The following is an 18,228-nucleotide window of genomic DNA, read 5'->3' on the forward strand; positions in this document are numbered from 1 at the left end:
GTAAACATGCAGGTGGCGATGCATGCATCGCCACCTGGGCCTCACTTGTGCCCGCTAGGGTCTTGTTCCGGCGGTAGCACGGCATAGCGCTTGAAGCCTGGGCGCTCGCTGATGCGTGCGTACCATGCGGCCAGGTGCGGTGCGTCGGGCTTGTTGTCGAGCTCGAATGTTTCGTAGGTCTGGGCAAGCACGCCCAAGGCGATGTCAGCGATGGTGAAATGCTCACCGGTCACGTACTGTTTGCCTTGCAGGTATTCGTCGAGGATCAGCCAGTTGCGCGCGATGCGCTCGGACTGCACCTTGATCGCGGCCTGGTCGCGCTTGGCCGGCTCCGTCCGGATCAAGGAGGTGAACAGTGGCACGATGTCCGGCCACAGCGCACCCATTGACCAGTCGAGCCAGCGGTTGACGTCGGCGTGCAGGCGAGGCTCGAGCGGATACAGGGTGTCGTTGCCGTACTGGCGGGCCAGGTAGCGCATGATCGCGTTGGACTCCCACAGCACGAAGTCGTCGTCCAGAAGGGTCGGCACCAGCCCGTTGCGGTTCAGCCGCAGGTATTCCTCTTCGTGGGTACGGCCGTACTGCCGGCCGGCGTCGATGCGCTCGAAATTCAGGCCAAGGTCTTCCAGGCACCAAAGCACCTTCTTCACGCACAGGCCTCGTTCACGCCCCCAAACTGTCAGCATGTCTGCTTCTCCTTGTTATCAGTCGTTGTCTTGGCAAAACGGCTGCGGTACTCCGGCACGGCAACGCCGGCCAGGCCCCAGTTGTCGACATTGATCTCATCGATCACCACGGTCGTGGTGTGCGGGTTCTTGCCCAGCACTTCCTGCAACACAGTGGTCACGCCGGCGATCAACGCTTGCTTCTGTTCACGCGTGACACCTTCATCGGTAACCTTGATATTCACGTACGGCATGCAACCTCCTGTTTCAGGCAATCTGGCCCAGGGCCTTGACCAGCTTGGTCATGGCTCGCTCGAGCAATTCCGGTTTCTGGGCGAAGCAGATGCGTAGATAGCCTTCCCCATCGGCGCCGAACGCCGTACCTGGGGCCAATGCCACACCATGCTCGCGCACCAGGTTCAATGCGAAGTCATGGCTATTGCGCAGGCCGCGCACCTTGAGAAAGGCATAGAACGCCGCCTGGGGCGGGCTGTAGACGACATTGTCGAGCCCGGCCAAGGCGTCGCTGACAATGGCCCGGCCACGCGCGCAATAGGCCCTGAAGCCCTCGACGAAGTCGGTATCGCCCAAGGCAGCCATGGCAGCCAGCTGGTTGAAAGGTGCCACCCCTGAGTGGGTCAGCTCGATCACCTCGCCGATCGCATCGCGCTGGCCCTGCGGCAGCACCAGCCAACCGACCCGGAAGCCGGTCATGGCCCAGCCCTTGCTGAAGCTGTTGCAAACGATCAGGCGGTCATTTTCGTCCGCCACTTCGAGCATGGAAGGTGCCGCAGCGCGGCCGTCGTAGGTCAGGCGGGAATAGACTTCGTCACTTACCACCCAGACCCCCAGGGCCCGGCACATCGCCAGAATGCGGCGGAGTTGGTCCTTGCTTGCGGTCCAGCCGGTGGGGTTGTTCGGCGAGTTCAACACCAGCACCTTGGCGCCCCACAGCGTTGCTTGCAGTTCTTCAAGGTCGAGGAGGAAACCGCTGGCGCTCTGGCGCAGTGCCACCCGCCTGACCCGTGCACCGCGCAATTGCGCCAGATTGCAGGGGTTGGGCCAGCACGGGCCGATCACCACTACGGTGTCGCCGGCCTGGACCAGGCTGGCGAACGCCACATTCAGCGCGGCCATGCCCGATGCCGTCACCGCGATGCGCGACTCGTCCACCGCCACCTGGTGCAGCCCGCTGAGGTAGTGCGCCAGCGTTTCACGAAGCGCCGGGATACCGCGGATATCCGGGTAGCGCGTGTGCCCTTGCTGCAGCGCCTGGGTCAGTGCCTGTACCGTGCTTGTCGGGCAAGGATGGTCGCTTTCGCCAAAACACAGGAAGTCCACACCGGTGCGGGAAAATGCCTCGCGGGCAACCCCTACCAGTTGCGAGCTTGCCAGGCGCTCCAGCCCCAGCGATGCCGAAGCAGGACGCGGGGACGTCATGACAGGGCTATCCATCGCACCGCCCCTCATGCCACGGCGCTGTCGACGTGCGCCCGCACCGCTTGCACGTAACCCAGCCCCTTGACCGTCTGCAACAGGCGGTCAAGGTAGGCTTGCGACGAGCTCAGGCGGATCAGCGCACCGAACAGGATTTCCTTGATCAAGGCGGGGTCACGTCGGGCGGCGGGCTCGATCGCATTGTCGAACCAGCCCTTGCCATGAATGGCATCCACGCGAATATGCAGGTCATGGTATTCCACGCCCGCTTCAGGCAGGCCCAGGCGGCGCCAGCCAGCGACCATCTTCTTGAAACGGCGAGGGGCGAGGAATTCGGTGACACCGAAATAGCCAATGGCCTTGTAGTGATGACGCGAACTCAAGGCCAGGCAGGCGGAAAGGTTGCCGCACAGCAGGGCTTCGGGCAGCAAGATCCGGTCGATGTAGGACTGGTCGATACCCAGCGCAGTCAGCGCTTTGCTGAACAGGACCGTATGCACTTCGTCCTCCTGGCCATTGCCCATTTCATCGAAATAGTTCTTGGCAATTTCCATCTTCTCGGCCCCGGTCACGCCGACCTGCATCAAGGCCAGGATGTCATCGAAACGTGGGTCCAATGTGGTTTCCTGGGCAAGAAACATTTTCATGCCCTCACGGCTGGATTCATCTTTCAGATAATTGAAGAAGGCATGAGAGCCGGCCGGGTGTTGAATGATGTATTGCTTCAGCCATTCAACGAAAGCTTCACTGGTCGTGGGCAGTTGATCAAATATATCGGCGGGAATCTTGGCAATTTCAGCTTCAAGAATCACCGGTTCGAGCAGGGCGCAGATATCCGAGAACAGTGATGACACATCAATATCAACGGCGTTGGCACCGGGCAGAGAGAAGCGATATTCATATATATTCGCCAATACTGCGTTGATCTTTTGCAGCGCTTCGGCATCTGCCGCAAAGCCACGTTTCTGAAGGCTCTGGCAAAGGTCCAGAACCGCTTGGCGAAGCGGCTGATCAAGCAGATAGGGCGCGCGTCCGGCGCTGCCGTGCACCTGGTAGCGTTCGATAAACGTAAGCAGATCATCGACGTGATTCATAACCTTACTCTCCCTGGATAATCTCGAGCACGTTGCCCAACGGGTTTGATGCCGTTGGCGCACTCGTCGAATTCAGGGCGTACCTTAGCCAGACTCAAACGCTGTTAGCCATTCGCCAATTTTCAAGGCCCTTCAACACTTGGCGCAGGCCCGTGCTGGCGACGGGGGCTAACAAAAGTTTCATTCGGCACGGGCACCGAGAGCTGCTACGATAAATTGCGCTTCGTGCGAATAACAAAAAAACATAATATAAACAAGGACCGTTTATTACCGTGACCAATTTAACGCGTAAGTTCGACCTGACCTCGCTGCGCCTGTTTCTTGCGGTCTACCTGGAACAGAACATTGCCCGCGCTGCAGAGCGAGAATGCATTACGCCCTCCGCCGTAAGCCGACGGATCTCCGACCTCGAACTACTCATTGGCGCTCCGTTGATCCACCGTCAGTCCCGCGGGATTTCGGTAACCCCAGTCGGCGAGATGCTCGCTCGCCACGCGCGTGCCGTGCTCGAAAGCCTGGAAAATCTCAACGCCGAGATTTCGCAGTTTCAGGTGGGCGCCAAAGGGTCGGTGAAGATTGCCGCCAACCTGTCGGCGATCGTGCAGTTCCTGCCCGAGGACCTTGCATCCTTCCAGCGCACGTTCCCGGAAGTGGACATCCGCGTGGACGAAATCGCCTCCGCCGAGGTACTGCGCAGTGTCGAAGAGGGCACCGCGGAGATCGGCATCTGCAATGCCCAGGACTTGCCCGCAGGCATGGAAGCACGCCCCTATCGCGCCGACCGCCTGGTGCTGATCGTGCCACCCCGGCATCGCCTGGCTTCGCTCAGCTCGGTCGACCTGGGCAGCATCACTCAGGAGCGCCTGGTGGGCCTGGGCCCGGAGACCAGCCTGATGAAGCTACTCAATCGCCAGGCCGCCGAGCAAGGTCTGAACCTGTCGCTGACCATCCAGGTGCGTAGCCTCGACGTGCTGTGCCGAATGGTCCACGCCGAGCTCGGTGTCGCCGTGGTGCCGCAGTTGGTGGCGGAATACAACACCCGCGCACTGGACCTGAAGATCGTGCCTATCACCGAGGCCTGGGCAACCCGCAAGCTGATCGTGGTCTCGCGCGAAAGCGCCCGCCTGACCGCCACCGCCCGCGGCCTGATCAGCTACCTCGCGGATCATTGACCTCAACAACCGGCATGGGAGCCATGTGCATATGACACGTCTGGCCTGCGGAAGCGTTGGTAACATTTTGAGACACCTGCAAGGAGCACTCCCATGTCTCAAACGGCCACACCGCGGACCTTGTACGACAAGCTGTGGGAAACCCACCTGATCAGCACCAGTGCCGATGGCACTGGCCTGCTGTACATCGACCGCCACCTGATCAACGAAGTCTCCAGCCCGCAAGCCTTCGAAGCGCTGGCCATGCGCGGCCGCTCGGCGTGGCGCCCGAGTTCGAACCTGGCCATCGCCGACCACAACGTACCGACCAGCCCGCGTGATGGCAGCCCCATCAGCGACCCGTTCTCGCGGCTGCAGGTGCAGACCCTTGCCAGCAATGCCCACCGCAACGCAATCAGCTACCTGGGCATGGACGATGTACGGCAGGGCATCGAGCACGTGGTCGGCCCGGAGCAAGGCGCCACGCTGCCGGGCATGACAGTGGTATGCGGCGATTCGCACACCTCCACCCACGGCGCTTTCGCCTGCCTGGCCTATGGCATCGGCACCTCCGAAGTCGAGCATGTGCTGACTACCCAGACCCTGCTGGCGCGCAAGATGCAGGTCATGCGCATTCAGATCGACGGCCCGCTGGGCATCGGGGTCACCGCCAAGGACGTGATCCTTGCTGTAATCGGCTTGATCGGCACCGGGGGTGCCACTGGCTGCGCCATCGAGTATTGCGGCAGTACCATCGCCGCCATGTCGATGGAGCAGCGCATGACCGTGTGCAACATGTCGATCGAAGCGGGTGCGCGAGCGGGCATGATCGCCTTCGACCAGACCACCCTGGACTACGTGCGCGGCAAGCCCCTGGCCCCAACCGGTGCGCAATGGGATCAGGCCGTGGCCTACTGGCAGACACTGCACTCGGACCCGGGTGCCCATTTCGACCACAGCGTCTACATCGACGCACGAGACATCAAGCCACAGGTCACTTGGGGGACGTCGCCTGAAATGACCAGTGCGGTCGACGGCAACGTGCCCGACCCGGCGCAGGAACAGGACTCGGTCAAGCGCGAGGGCTACAAACAGGCCCTGGCCTACATGGGCCTTGTTGCCGGCACCCCGATCGCCGAGATTCCGCTGGACAAGATCTTCATCGGTTCATGCACCAATTCACGCATCGAGGACCTGCGCGAGGCAGCGGCTATCGTCAATGGCCGCCAGGTGGCCAGCACCATCAAGCGCGCCATGGTGGTGCCAGGCTCTGGCCTGGTGAAACGCCAGGCTGAAGCGGAGGGCCTGGACGTCATCTTCAAGGCTGCCGGCTTCGAATGGCGTGAGCCCGGCTGCTCTATGTGCATGGCCATGAACGATGACCGCCTGGCACCTGGCGAACGCTGTGCATCCACGTCCAACCGCAATTTCGAAGGCCGCCAGGGCCAAGGCGGGCGCACCCACCTGGTCAGCCCGGCCATGGCCGCCGCCGCCGCCGTCACTGGCCGCTTCGTCGATGTTCGTGAATTTCACAGGAGCCAGCAATGAACCCGATCAACACATTGCAAGGCATCGTTGCGCCCATGGACCGCGCTAATGTGGATACCGACGCGATCATGCCCAAGCAGTTTCTGAAATCGATCCGTCGCTCCGGCTTCGCTGCGAACCTGTTCGACGAATGGCGCTATCTGGATCACGGCGAGCCTGGGCAGGACTGCTCGACCCGCCCCCTCAACCCGGACTTCGTCCTCAACCAGCCGCGCTATGCAGGCTGCTCGATCCTGCTGGCGCGCACCAACTTCGGTTGCGGCTCCTCGCGCGAGCATGCGCCCTGGGCGCTGGAGCAGTACGGTTTTCGGGTGCTGATCGCCCCAAGCTTCGCCGACATTTTCTTCCAGAACTGCTTCAAGAACGGCCTGTTGCCGATCGTGCTGAGCGAAAGCGAGGTCGACTGGCTGTTCAGGCACGAAGCCCAGCATTCGCCCATGCAACTGCAGGTGGACCTGCCCGCCCAGACCGTGCAGACCATCGACGGCAGCTGGCGCGCCCAGTTCGAGATCGATGCCTTCAAGAAGCACTGCCTGCTCAACGGCCTGGACGATGTCGGTCTGACACTGCAGCAGGAACGACAGATCAGGGACTTCGAAGCGGCCCATCTGGCGCGCTTTCCCTGGTTGCTGCAACGTCTGGCCTGAGACCAGCACTGATGCCTGAGGCCTGAGCCAACAATAACCAGAGCCAGGCCATCTGATGGAAAAGCCGGCCGCCGGCCGCAAGCAAGGATTAGCCATGTGCCCGATTAGCCTCCTGTACCATGTTGACCTCGTTACCTTGAAACTGCTGCTCGCAATCAGTGAAGAAGGCACGCTGACCCGCGCTTCGCGTAGGGAAGGTATCGCCCTTTCGGCCGCCAGCAAGCGTCTGGTGAGCCTGGAAAAGGCCTTGGGCGCTTCACTGTTCCTGCGCAACGGCCAAGGCATGCAACTGACCAATGCCGGGCATACCCTGCTGCGCCATGCACGCCAGATGCTGCAAGGCGTACAGGACATCCACCAGGATCTGGTCCGGCAGTTGCCCGCCAACGACCGGGTGCGGATCATCGCCAGCCCATCAGCCATCGGCCAGTCGCTGGCCGCCGACCTGACCGATTACATGCAGGCTCATGGTCATGTGCGCATCGATCTGCAGGCTTGCGAAAGCGAGCAACTGGTCGACGTCATGGCATCCGGCGCAGCCGACCTGGCAATTTTCGTCTCATTGGATGGCACCGAACGACTGCCGGGCGAGCCCTACCGCAGTGACCGCCTGGTGCTGATCACCGCACCGGACCATCCGCTTGCCAGCGCCGGGCCTATCGACTTCGAACAGACCCTGCCCTATCCCCATATCGGCATGCATGCCTACACCTCGATCTACAAACGCTACGAAACCCTGCACCACGACGCCCCGGACATGCGCGGCCATGTGCCGGACGTCAAGTCGCTATGCCGTATGGTGGCAACCAACCTGGGCATCGGCATCATGTCCGGACGGCTTTATGAGGAAGTCCGCGAACATTTCGACCTGGTTGCCATCCCTCTGGAAGACGAATGGTCGGCATATGACCTGCGCATCGCCACCCTTGATAGCGAGCGGTTGTGCCCTCCCGCACAGGCCTTGTACAGCCACCTACTGCGCCTGCAAGGCATGCCGCCACCTACATCGCTTGGCCACGGCCGCCTGGCAATGGCGGCGCGCCCATGAACGTGCGCGAAATGCTGGTTTCAGTGGCACTTTCCGGCCTGGCTGCGGCACACGCTCAGGCCACGCAGACGCCACCCGAAGCGATGGAAGTGTGTTATGGCGTGGCCATGCAGGGTCACAACGATTGCGCAGACACTGCCTGCTTCCACTCCTGCTCGGGTATGTCGCAGCACGATCGCGACCCGAGCGAATGGACCATGGTGCCCAGCGGTACCTGTGTCAGCCAAGGTGGCCGGGTAGCGGCACAGCCCAAGGCCTGTGCTACACCTCCGGCCGCCAACAGCCAGGCGGCTGACCTGGCTGCTGGCGGCGAACTGTACGCCGCGGGCGACCAGAGCGCCAAAGTCCCGGCCTGCAGTGCCTGCCACGGCATGGCCGGGGTTGGTGGTGCGGGCGACTACCCGACGCTTGCAGGGCAGAAAGCAAGCTACCTGGCGCGCCAGCTTCGGCGCTTCAGAAGCGCCGAGCGTACCGACCCGGTGATGAACACCGCGACCCGCCACCTGGACGATGCACAGATCGACAACCTCTCCGCCTACCTCGCCGCCCAGCAGCCGCAGACTGCCATCGATAGGTATCAGGCGCGAGCGCTGCAACAACAGCTCGAAGGTCATGCCCAGGCCGGCCCGCGCTTCAGCGACTGTGAGGTGGGCTGCCCGGAACTCATCGCAGTGCCCGCCGGCAGCTTCGTCATGGGTTCGCCTACGGACGAAGCAGGACGTTTCGGCAACGAACAACAGCATGTGGTGGCCATCGACCACGCATTCGCCATCAGCACGCGCCCCATCACCTTCGCTCAATGGGACCTATGCCTGAGCGAAGGCGGTTGCGCCGGCTATCGCCCTAACGACGAGGGGTTCGGGCGCGGCGAACGACCAGTGATCAACGTCAGCACGGCGGATATCGCCAGCTACATCGCCTGGTTGCAGGACAAGACCGGGCAGCGCTATGCCTTGCCAAGCGAAGCGCAATGGGAATATGCCGCCCGGGCCGGAACCACCACCGCACGCAGTTGGGGTAACGACATCGCCCGTCGCTATGCCAACTACGGCCAGGACGATTGCCCGCAGCAGATACGCTGCCCGGGCCGAGCCGAAGGTGCTGATCAGTGGGTAAATACCGCACCGACCGGCTCATTCCCAGCCAACCCCTGGGGCCTATACGACATGCTTGGCAACGTCTGGCAACGCACCGCCGACTGCTGGCACGCCGATTACACCGGCGCTCCCAGGGATGAAAGAGCGTGGACCGACCCCTTGTGCGAGCGCAGCGTGATCCGTGGTGGCTCCTGGAGTAACGTCCCCGCCTTCGTCCGCTCAGCCAGCCGTGCTGCCTTCAAGCAAGACGGGCGTGCCCGCAACATCGGCTTCCGCCTGGCCCGCATCCTGTAGTCGCTACACCCGCTGCAAGGCTCCTTCCAACAATTACAAACAGGAGAACTGCCATGACTACCCTGGCACCACGAGCAACCGAGCTTGAGACGGACCTGCGCGAACTGCTGCTCTACCGGCGCATTGCCTGGCGAATACTGCCGCTGACGATCATCTGCTTCCTTTTCTCCTACTTCGACCGCATCAACATCAGCTTCGCCAAGACCCAGATGCAGGCAGAACTGGGCCTGAGCGATGCTGCCTATGGCTTCGCCGCCAGTGTGTTCTTCTTCGGCTATGTGTTGTTCGAGGTGCCCAGCAGCTACGGCTTGAAAAAGTACGGAGCACCCAATTGGATCTGCCGAATCATGGTGTCGTGGGGCATCGCCACGGCCTGCCTGGTGTTCGCCTACGACGAATACACCTTGTACTTCCTGCGCTTTCTAATCGGCGTGATGGAAGCCGGATTCGGGCCCGCCTTGCTGTTTTACCTGGCCTGCTGGTTTCCCAAAAAACACCTGGCGAGCATCAACGGCATCTGGTTTCTCTCGATACCACTGTCGGGCATGCTCGGCGCTCCGCTGTCCGGGCTGATCCTTCAGTACCTCGACGGCTTCCTCGGCCTCGCGGGCTGGCACTGGTTGTTCGTCCTCTCGGGGCTGCCGTGCGCGCTGCTGGGGGTTGTGGTGCTGTTCAAGCTCGACGCCGACATCCGCTCCGCGTCCTGGTTGAAGGAAGATGAAAAAGCCGTACTGCTGCGTAATCTGGAGAACGACAGAAGCATCGAGCCGCCACGGCAGGCGCCTTTGCTCAAGGTCTTGTGCACGCGGGAGGTGCTGGTGCTGGCGAGCGTGTACTTCATGATCAAACTGACGGCCTACGGGCTGAATTTCTGGATGCCGCACCTGATCAGCGCAGCCGGAGCAAGCAGCCCACTGGCAGTGGGCCTGCTGACAGCCCTACCCTATCTGTTCGCGGCTATTGGCATGGTCATAGTCACACGCCGCTCGGATGCCAGCGGGGAACGCAAGCGCTATCTTTGGGGCTGCATGCTGGTAGGGGGTGTCGGCTACTTGGCGGCATGTGGCTTCAATGGCCAGACCTATGCGCTGACCGCTTTCCTGGTGCTGGCCACCTCCGGCATTTTCATCGCCATTCCGATTTTCTGGACCATCCCACAGAAGGCCTTCGATGGCTTGGCGATTGCGGTCAGCATTGCCGCCATCAATAGCATCGGTCAGGTGAGCGGTATCGTGGCACCGACGTTGGTGGGGTATATCAATGACATGACGGGCAATACCTACATGGGGATGCTCGTCCTGGCGCCGTTCTGCTTCCTATGCGCAGGCGTGGTCATGTGGGGGCTGCCCGATGACCGTAAGGGCCACCGAACGCCCAAGAGCTGATGGTTACAGCATGCGTAACAGATCAACAAAAAGGGCTGCTATGCAGCCCCAATTGCTTAACTGACCGGCATTAGCCAGTGGCGACTCTCATTGCGCAGCCGGCTTGCTCAATCTCTTCTCTCGACCCTGCCGATCAGCAATTGTAGTGCCCAGCCTAGATAATTTCGGATGCTGCGTGGTTGGAAGATTTGTCGGAGCGTTGAGGACCTGCGGATACCGTCGGTGGGCTACAACGCATCGCCGTCTCAGGAGTAAGCCAAGCTCAGTAAACCTGGCTATACCCTGAGGTATATTTACCGCACTCAACCTCGGCTCTAGTTTTGGGAACACAACCATAACAACCGAGGAAAATATCCATGGATCGTTTGAAAGGCAAAGTGGCACTGATCACCGGCGGCGCGGGCGGTTGTGGCTTGGCAGCGTCAGAACTGTTCGCTGCCGAAGGCGCCAAGGTGATCATCCTCGACTTGCCGACCAGCCAAGGCGAATCCGTGGCTGCACGTATTAATACCGAAGGCGGCCAGGCGCTGTTCGTTGCCGCCGACGTTTCCCAGGCCGACCAAGTGCATCGTGCTGTGGCTAAGGGCCAGGCGCATTTCGGCTCCATCAACGTGCTGATGAACCACGCAGGGATCATTGCCGCCGGCCCGTTCCTGGAAACCAGCGAAGCCGACTGGGACCGGCTGATGAGCATCAATGTCAAAAGCATGTTTCTAGTCACCAAGGCCGTATTGCCGGGCATGCTTGCCGCTGGCGGTGGCAGCGTGATCTGCACCTCGTCGATCTCCGCCGTAGTCGGCACGCCCATGGAGGTGCTGTATTGCACCACCAAGGGCGCCTGTCACATGTTCGCCCGCGCCCTAGCCGTGGAATACCGCGACCAGAACATCCGCAGCAATGCCATTTGCCCTGGCTTCATCGGAACCGCCCATGGTCGGCGCGAGCTCGACCTACTACGCGGTTATGGCGTGGATGCGTCCGACGAGGCGATCAAGACAATGCAGGGGCGCCTGTGCGACCCGAGCGAAGTTGCAAACGCGGCGCTGTTTCTGGCCAGTGACGAGTCGAGCTTCGTCAGTGGCTCGCACCTGTTCGTCGACAACGCCTACACCGCCATGTAACGCCTGGCGGCAGCGTGCTGCCGGCCTCCCACAACAAGAACAGCAACACCTTTCAATTCTGCCCCCAAGCCAATTCCAACAAGATAGAGGCAGCAGATGGAAAACATAGGCACTTACGTCATCTACGTGATCATGGTGTGCGCCGTGATCGGCGCGATCGCATCGATCATCAACGCGGAATCCGAGCTGGCCAAGGAATTCACCGCCGGGCTGCACAGCATCGGTCCGATCTTCATCCCGGTGGCCGGGATAATGGCCGCCATCCCGTTCATCTCCAATTTCATCAGCCAGTTCATCGGCCCGCTGTTCCTGGCCATGGGCGCCGATGCCGGTATTGCCGGGCCGATCTTCATCGCCTCGGACCTGGGCGGCTACCAGTTGGCCCAGGCGCTGTCCCACAGCCCCGAAGGCTGGATCCTCGGCCTGATCACCGGCTTCCAGTGCGGTTCGACGGTGATCTTCGTCATCCCGGTGGGCCTGGCCATGCTCAACAAGGCCGACCACAAGTACATGGCGCTGGGCATCATGGCGGGGTTGCTGAGCATTCCGATCAGCATCGTGTTCATCGCCATGGGTATGCAGGCCATGGGCCTGGGCGTGCGCCCAGACATCGCTACGGCAGGCGCCGCGACCCAGGCCTTGCACTTCACCCTGCCGACCCTGCTGCGCAACCTGTCACCGCTGATCCTGTTCTGCGTGGCGTTGGCAGCGGCACTGCGCTACTTCCCCAACCTCATGGTCAGCCTGTTCCTCAAGCTAGGGCAATTGATGTACGCCGCCGTGACGCTGGTGCTGGTGGCTTCGATCGTCGAGTACTTCACCGGCGGGTTCACTTCGCTTTTCGGTGGCTGGGGCTTCGCCCCGATCATCGCTGACAAGCAAGACCAGTTCCGGGCGCTCGAAATTGCCGGATACGTGGGTATCATGCTGTGCGGTGCGTTCCCGATGGTTTACCTGATCAAACGTTTCCTGTCGCAGCCGATCGAGAAAGTGGCGTCGAAACTCGGCCTATCACCGGTAGGCGCGGCCGGAATCCTCGCGGCCTCGGCCAACATTCTGGCGATGTTCCGCCTGGTAGCCGACATGCCACCGAAAGACAAGGTGCTGGTAATTGCCTTTGCCGTGTGCGCCGCCTTTACCTTTGGCGATCACCTGGCCTACTCGGCCAACTTCCAGCCCACGCTGATCGGGCCGCTGATTATTGGCAAACTCGCCGGTGGCCTGCTGGGCATGCTGTTGGCCTACTGGCTGGCGGTGCCCAAGGCACTGGAGCTGGGCCGTCAGGAAGAAGAGGCCGGCCTGCTGCCCGCCAATGCACCGTTGCACTGACAGGGCCAGGCATCGTTCAATGCCGTTCGGGCTTGCACAGCCGAGCGGCATTTGCGCCTTCTCCCACCCCGCACGGGCCACCGCGATGAACAGCGACAACGCCGACCGCCTGGGCGCGGTCATCCGCAGCATCGGCAGCGACACCCTGGGCCCGGCCCTCGACGCCGCGCTCAAGGGCGTGGTCGATTTCGACATGAGCTGCGCCTACCTGTTTCGCTTCAACCAGCCCGCGCTGCTGATTCATGACGGCTACAATCAACGGGTAGCCGAACGTACACTAAAAGCGTACCTGCGCGGCGGCTATCTGCTCGACCCGTTCTACGTTGCCTGTACCAACAACCATCCCTCTGGTCTTTGGCGCATGAGCGAGTTGGCCCCAGACAGCTTCTTCGCCTCCGGATTCTCCATTTCTCATGACATCCACCCCTGCGTCTCGACGCACCACGGTAGCTTGATTGAGGAAATTGGTTTCATCGTCCCGATACGACCACGTACTGCACTGGTGTATTCGCTGATGCGTGGCCTCGAAAAGGGCCCGTTCGAGGCCGAAGAAGTGCAGTGGCTGACGGCACTGACGCCGGTGATTGATGCCATATTTAGCCAGCACCTGAGCCTGGCTCACGCACACGATTTGGCAGATCCGCAGGAATCGGATAGCCAGTTGGAGGACGCCTTTGTCGATATCCTTCAGGGCCAGTTGACCGAAACCCAGCGGCTTGTGGCCAAACTTATCCTGCAGGGACATAGCAGCCAGTCAATCTCTCGCGAGCTTCGGATTTCGGAAGGCACAGTGAAAGTGCACCGGCATAATATCTGGCAGCGCTTAGGCATTGCAGGGAATGCGGAGTTGTTTCGTTTGTTTATCAGTTATCTCATCAAAAACAGTTAGCCTGATGGCAATTGATTTTCGCCTCTCAGGATGATTGTTCGTTTGACGCCATCGAGCTAGAGCCCTGGAGAATCCAATCTGCTTTAACTCCGCAGCAGGCCTATCCTTGACCTCTGGTTCAACAATCAATGCTGATATCACTCCCAGGTACGGATGCGCACATGAGCGCATACCCAGATTTAGCTCTACAAGAGTCAATCAGCGGAATAACTTTTCCGTCCAACACGGCACACTCACAGGTTTGGCATAAGCCAGCCCGGCAATGGGCAGGTAATACCAGCCCCTTGGCTTCTGCGAAGCTTAGGAGCGTCCCATCGGTGGGTTGCCATGTTGCAGAGACACCTGACCTGCTGAAAGTGACCTGGAATGGCCCACACTCAGGAATTTTGCGCATCTCAACTGGACTATCGGGGGTTGCGAAGCTGTCCATGTGCAACCGATCGGCAGCGTCCGCCTGAATCACGCTGCTCTGTATTTGATCCTGGAAGCCTTCAGGCCCGCAAACATGGATGGCAGCTCCACTCTTGACAGCATCGGTTACCAACGCGGATATGTCCGGCCTGTATTTGATCGCGCCTTCAATTCCACTCTTCCCCTGGGTTACATGCAAAGCGATAGAACCTTGGCTCAGCTGTCCAACCAGCTTGGTAATCTCATTCCACAGCGCTAAATCGTCGCTGCATTTCACGGTATGCACGACACGTACAGGATGCGGGTAACCAGCTTCCACGAGTGCTTTCAGCTTGGTGACCGTCGGGGTTATGCCTATCCCCGCTGTAAGAAAGAGATTAGCTGGAGCGTCCAAGTTGAACGTATCTGGCCCGGAAGGTCCTGTCAGATGTAGAGGCTGCCCTGTTTCTAAGGCATGAATAGCTTGGGAGCCGGCACCACTCCCCTGTTTTACCGTAATACGTAACCGATCATCCTTGATGCCTGACACGGTGTAGCGGCGCCACGTGCCATCTGCTGCCAGGTGATGAACTGCAACATGCTGCCCAGCCACAAAGCTGTCCAGCGAGCCAAGCACGGCCAGGGGATCTCGGAGCCATACTGAGCGAATGCCCGGTGCTTCCTCACAAATCTCAACGACTTCTGCAGGACGCGGCCAGGAGACCAACGCTGGTGCTTTCGGAACCTTGGCTGCTATTGCCAGCCTTTCGGCGTAATGCGCCTGCGTGCCTGAAATTCTATCGCCAGGTAGTAGCGCTCCTGCTTGCTCGACCTGTGCATAGACACCGCAATACATGTGACCGAAATGTCGGTTCAGTTGGGCGGGAATGTTCATGTCCAGTTCGCCCGTCTGCGGGTTTACCGACGTCGCTCGGCAGCGCTTGATTGGCCGGATAATCGAGAGACGGGACTGACCAAAATCTACACCTTTGCCAAGCCATCCGAATTCCGAAAATGGTTCTGCATCGATATAGATGTTGCCTCGAAAACGCATGGGATCGATCGGTACACCCATCAGCGTCGATAACGCCTGTACTGTCCTCACATTGATGATGGACAGTGCCGAATCGTCAAAATCCCAATGGCCGAGACAATCGTTTCGATGAACAATGCGTGCTTGCACACCAAAAAATTCCGCCAGTAGTTCTGGATCGCTCAACAAATCTCCACGAGGCACTGGCTGCCTTTCATGGAGCGTCGCTGCGCCCAGGTTTTTGCCAGGTAGAAAATGAACAAGAGCCGGATTGGTCGTGAGCTGCTGATACGGGGGGGCGCCAGCCGCCGTTCCACTTCGTGTAATGGCTACCGCACGGTCGCCTGGAAAACCTTTCCCGTATTCCAGCGAGACACTGTCCAGCTTTTCACCCTCGAAGCCCTTTACTGGATAGCGGAACAGCGAAACGACGTGAGCCACCTGACATGCCCTCTTCACAAATTCGTAGGAATTACTTGAAGCTCAGCGTGACCTGACGGGGCCGAATTTTTGGATGCATGCAATGCCGATCACCCAGTCGCTCGCCACCGATGCAAAAAAGCCACTACCCGGAGAGGCAGTGGCCGGGTCCGCACAGAACTCCGTCAGAACAGCGCGGGATCAGGACGCAGGCGATTGCACCACCCACGTCCCGCCAGTCACGAAGCGTTGATCCAAATGGTTTTCAGCTCGGTGTATTGATCATGGGCCCAGATGGACTTGTCCCGCCCACCGAAGCCAGACTCCTTGTAACCACCGAACGGCGTAGTTACATCCCCTTCGCCGAAACAGTTGACCGTGACGACACCGGCGCGGATTTCTCGCGACAGCCGCAATGCGTTGCGCAGGCTGCCGGTATAAGCCGAAGCCGCCAGGCCGTAAACGGTGTCGTTGGCCAATTCGATCGCCTCATCGATGGTCTCGAAGCTGGTCACGCTCAGCACCGGGCCAAAGATTTCCTCGACAAACAGCTTGTTGTCGCGGCCAACGTTGTCGACGATGGTCGGTTGCACGAACACGCCTTCCTCGGTTTCGCCGCCCTGAACGATGCTGAGTTTCTGCTCGGCCGCGTATTCCAGGTACGATTTCACCTTCTCGAAGTGCGACTTGCTGACCATGGCGCCCAAGCGGTTGTCCGGATCGAGCGGGTCGCCCAACTTCCAGTCCTTCAGGTGCTTGACGATCAGACCCAGCAGCTGGTCTTTTACGTCCTTGTGCACGATCAAGCGCGAGGAAGCGGAGCAGTTCTCACCCATGTTCCAGAACGCACCAGCGGTTACGTACTGGGCCACCTCGTCGAGGTCTTCGCAGTCATTCATGACTACGGCCGGATTTTTACCACCCAGCTCAAGGACGATGCGCTTGAGGTTGGACTCGGCGGCGTATTTCAGGAACAGGCGGCCGGTGTCGGTCGAGCCGGTGAAGCTGACCATCGGGATGTCCATGTGGCGGCCGATTGCCTCGCCCACTTCACGCCCACCGCCAGGCACCAGATTGAAAACGCCTGCAGGAATGCCAGCCTCGTGGGCAAGCTCGGCCACGCGCAGCGCGCTGAGAGTGGTTTCCTTCGCTGGCTTGACCACGATCGAGCAACCGGCGGCCAGCGACGGGGCGATCTTCCAGGCCAGCATCAGCAGCGGGAAGTTCCAAGGTAGCACCAGGCCGACCACGCCGATGGCTTCGCGCACGACCATGGTCACAGCAGCGTTGCCGGTCGGGGCAGTGGCATCGTAGATCTTGTCGATCAGCTCGGCATGCCAGCGGATGGTGTGAATCGTTTCCGGCACGTCGACGGTCTGGCACTCGCTGACCGGTTTGCCACTGTCCAGCGCTTCCAAGACCGCCAGCTCGTGGGCGTTGTCTTCCAGCAGTTGGGCGAACTTCTGCAGCACGTGCTTGCGGTCGTTCGGCTGCATCTTCGACCAAGTACCTGCTTCGAAAACGCGCTTGGCCGCGGCCACTGCTAGGTTGACATCGTCCACGTCGCAGGCCGCAACCTCGGCCAGCTGCATGCCGGTGGCCGGATTGGTGGTTACAAACGTGCGGCCGGAGATGGCATCGCGGAACTCACCGTCGATGAACGCCTTAGTACGCAGTTGCAGGTTGGCAGCGATGGCCGCGTATTGTGCCTTGCTCAGCAATTCAGCCATGTTCCAGGCTCCTTATTTGATCTGGGCGATGGTGGCTTTCAGTTCGGTGACCACACGCTTGAGTTCCTGCTTCTCGGCCTCATCCAGGTCGTACAGCGGCTTGCGTACGCCACCGGTCTTCAGACCGTTCAGGGCAACGCCGTTCTTGATCGCCTGCACAAACTTGCCACCTTCGAGGAAGTCCATCAGCGGCATCATGGCGGCCATGATCTTGCGGCCTTTGTCGAAGTCCTTCTCGATCACGCAGGCTTCGTACAGCGCCACGTGCTCGCGTGGGATGAAGTTCGAGCCGGCGCAAACCCAGCTCTTGGCGCCCCAGGCGAAGAATTCCAGGGCCTGATCGTCCCAGCCGCACGAGAGCTGGATGTTCGGACGCTTGATCGCCAGGCGATGCAATTGGGCCATGTCACCAGAGCTTTCCTTGATGGCGACGATGTTCTTCACATCGGCTACGGCGTCGAAAAATTCTTCACCCATGCTCACGCTCATGCGACCTGGGTAGTTGTAAAGCATGATCGGCAGGCCGGCGGCAGCGTCGACTGCTTTGACGTGCAGCGCGATTTCCTGCTGGGTCGGCAACGCGTACGGCGGGGTACCGACCAGCAGGGCATCGGCCTTGATTTCCTTGGCGTGCTGGGCGAAAGCCACGGCGTCTTCGGTACGAATGCCACCGGTACCAACGATCAGCGGCAAGCGACCATTGAGCACGTCCTTGGCCTGGGCAGCCAGTTCGATGCGCTCTTGAGTGGTGTGGGCATAGTATTCACCGGTCGAGCCGCCGATGATCACGCCGTGAATCTTCGATTCGACCAAGTACTCGAGCACTTCGGCGAAGGCCGCTTTGTCGATCGAGCCGTCCGCTGCCAGTGGAGTGATTGCCGGGGTGTAGATGCCTTCAAATTTCACGGTAGATTCTCCAAGGATACATTTGGTAGTGAAAGCCGCAGCGC

At 60.4% G+C, this 18,228-nt stretch carries 16 protein-coding genes; 9 read left to right on the plus strand and 7 right to left on the minus strand.

Features of this window, described 5'->3' with window-relative positions; all coding sequences use genetic code 11:
• Positions 1-41: 41 nt before the first annotated feature.
• From ACNFG0_RS12825 to ACNFG0_RS12840, 4 genes are read right to left on the minus strand one after another with little or no spacing between them, the layout of a single operon-like run.
• Positions 42-686, minus strand: coding sequence for a glutathione S-transferase family protein (locus ACNFG0_RS12825; RefSeq protein ID WP_196146708.1), 645 nt, complete (start codon positions 684-686; stop codon positions 42-44).
• On the minus strand, positions 680-919 hold the full coding sequence (locus ACNFG0_RS12830; protein ID WP_196146709.1) for a tautomerase family protein: 240 nt from the start codon (positions 917-919) through the stop codon (positions 680-682). The genes ACNFG0_RS12825 and ACNFG0_RS12830 overlap by 7 nt, the downstream gene beginning before the upstream one ends.
• 13 nt (positions 920-932) lie before the next feature.
• Positions 933-2,105, minus strand: a complete 1,173-nt coding sequence (locus ACNFG0_RS12835) for an aminotransferase class I/II-fold pyridoxal phosphate-dependent enzyme (RefSeq protein WP_230381046.1) — start codon at positions 2,103-2,105, stop codon at positions 933-935.
• Positions 2,106-2,131: 26 nt separating this feature from the next.
• The gene (locus ACNFG0_RS12840; RefSeq protein ID WP_196154718.1) at positions 2,132-3,196 is read right to left on the minus strand and encodes an iron-containing redox enzyme family protein; all 1,065 of its coding nucleotides are present in this window, start codon (positions 3,194-3,196) and stop codon (positions 2,132-2,134) included.
• A 272-nt stretch (positions 3,197-3,468) separates the two neighbouring features.
• Here ACNFG0_RS12840 and ACNFG0_RS12845 point away from each other — a divergent pair, with 272 nt between their 5' ends.
• The 9 genes from ACNFG0_RS12845 (at position 3,469) to ACNFG0_RS12885 (ending at position 13,705) form a co-directional block, all read left to right on the plus strand.
• Complete coding sequence (locus ACNFG0_RS12845; protein WP_196146711.1) at positions 3,469-4,368, plus strand: LysR substrate-binding domain-containing protein; 900 nt, start codon at positions 3,469-3,471, stop codon at positions 4,366-4,368.
• A 93-nt stretch (positions 4,369-4,461) separates the two neighbouring features.
• Entirely contained in the window at positions 4,462-5,895 is a 1,434-nt protein-coding gene (gene leuC / locus ACNFG0_RS12850) for a 3-isopropylmalate dehydratase large subunit (RefSeq protein ID WP_196146712.1), read from the plus strand.
• A complete protein-coding gene (gene leuD, locus ACNFG0_RS12855) occupies positions 5,892-6,542 on the plus strand; it encodes a 3-isopropylmalate dehydratase small subunit (protein ID WP_196146713.1) in 651 nt (216 codons plus the stop codon). The genes leuC and leuD overlap by 4 nt, the downstream gene beginning before the upstream one ends.
• A gap of 136 nt (positions 6,543-6,678) precedes the next feature.
• Positions 6,679-7,590 carry a LysR family transcriptional regulator gene (locus tag ACNFG0_RS12860; RefSeq protein WP_416765094.1) on the plus strand — a complete coding sequence of 304 codons (912 nt, stop codon included), beginning with the start codon at positions 6,679-6,681 and terminating at the stop codon, positions 7,588-7,590.
• On the plus strand, positions 7,587-8,981 hold the full coding sequence (locus ACNFG0_RS12865) for an SUMF1/EgtB/PvdO family nonheme iron enzyme (RefSeq protein ID WP_416765095.1): 1,395 nt from the start codon (positions 7,587-7,589) through the stop codon (positions 8,979-8,981). The genes ACNFG0_RS12860 and ACNFG0_RS12865 overlap by 4 nt, the downstream gene beginning before the upstream one ends.
• Positions 8,982-9,034: 53 nt before the next feature.
• The gene (locus ACNFG0_RS12870) at positions 9,035-10,366 is read left to right on the plus strand and encodes an MFS transporter (protein ID WP_196154721.1); all 1,332 of its coding nucleotides are present in this window, start codon (positions 9,035-9,037) and stop codon (positions 10,364-10,366) included.
• A gap of 356 nt (positions 10,367-10,722) precedes the next feature.
• A complete protein-coding gene (locus tag ACNFG0_RS12875) occupies positions 10,723-11,487 on the plus strand; it encodes an SDR family NAD(P)-dependent oxidoreductase (RefSeq protein ID WP_416765096.1) in 765 nt (254 codons plus the stop codon).
• Positions 11,488-11,583: 96 nt separating this feature from the next.
• Positions 11,584-12,816, plus strand: coding sequence for an ethanolamine utilization protein EutH (gene eutH / locus ACNFG0_RS12880; RefSeq protein ID WP_416765098.1), 1,233 nt, complete (start codon positions 11,584-11,586; stop codon positions 12,814-12,816).
• A gap of 85 nt (positions 12,817-12,901) precedes the next feature.
• Positions 12,902-13,705, plus strand: a complete 804-nt coding sequence (locus ACNFG0_RS12885; RefSeq protein ID WP_416765123.1) for a LuxR C-terminal-related transcriptional regulator — start codon at positions 12,902-12,904, stop codon at positions 13,703-13,705.
• Positions 13,706-13,823: 118 nt separating this feature from the next.
• On the opposite strand, the gene ACNFG0_RS12890 is transcribed toward ACNFG0_RS12885, so the two are convergent.
• The 3 genes from ACNFG0_RS12890 to ACNFG0_RS12900 form a co-directional block, all read right to left on the minus strand.
• Positions 13,824-15,569, minus strand: a complete 1,746-nt coding sequence (locus ACNFG0_RS12890; protein WP_416765099.1) for an MOSC domain-containing protein — start codon at positions 15,567-15,569, stop codon at positions 13,824-13,826.
• 218 nt (positions 15,570-15,787) lie between these two features.
• Positions 15,788-17,278, minus strand: a complete 1,491-nt coding sequence (locus ACNFG0_RS12895) for an aldehyde dehydrogenase (RefSeq protein WP_416765101.1) — start codon at positions 17,276-17,278, stop codon at positions 15,788-15,790.
• 12 nt (positions 17,279-17,290) lie between these two features.
• Positions 17,291-18,184: a dihydrodipicolinate synthase family protein gene (locus tag ACNFG0_RS12900; protein WP_241106231.1), complete on the minus strand. Its 894-nt coding sequence runs from the start codon at positions 18,182-18,184 to the stop codon at positions 17,291-17,293.
• Between the last annotated feature and the right edge of the window lie 44 nt (positions 18,185-18,228).

The sequence above is a fragment of the Pseudomonas sp. NY15372 genome, assembly GCF_048068215.1.
Lineage (GTDB): Bacteria > Pseudomonadota > Gammaproteobacteria > Pseudomonadales > Pseudomonadaceae > Aquipseudomonas > Aquipseudomonas guariconensis_A.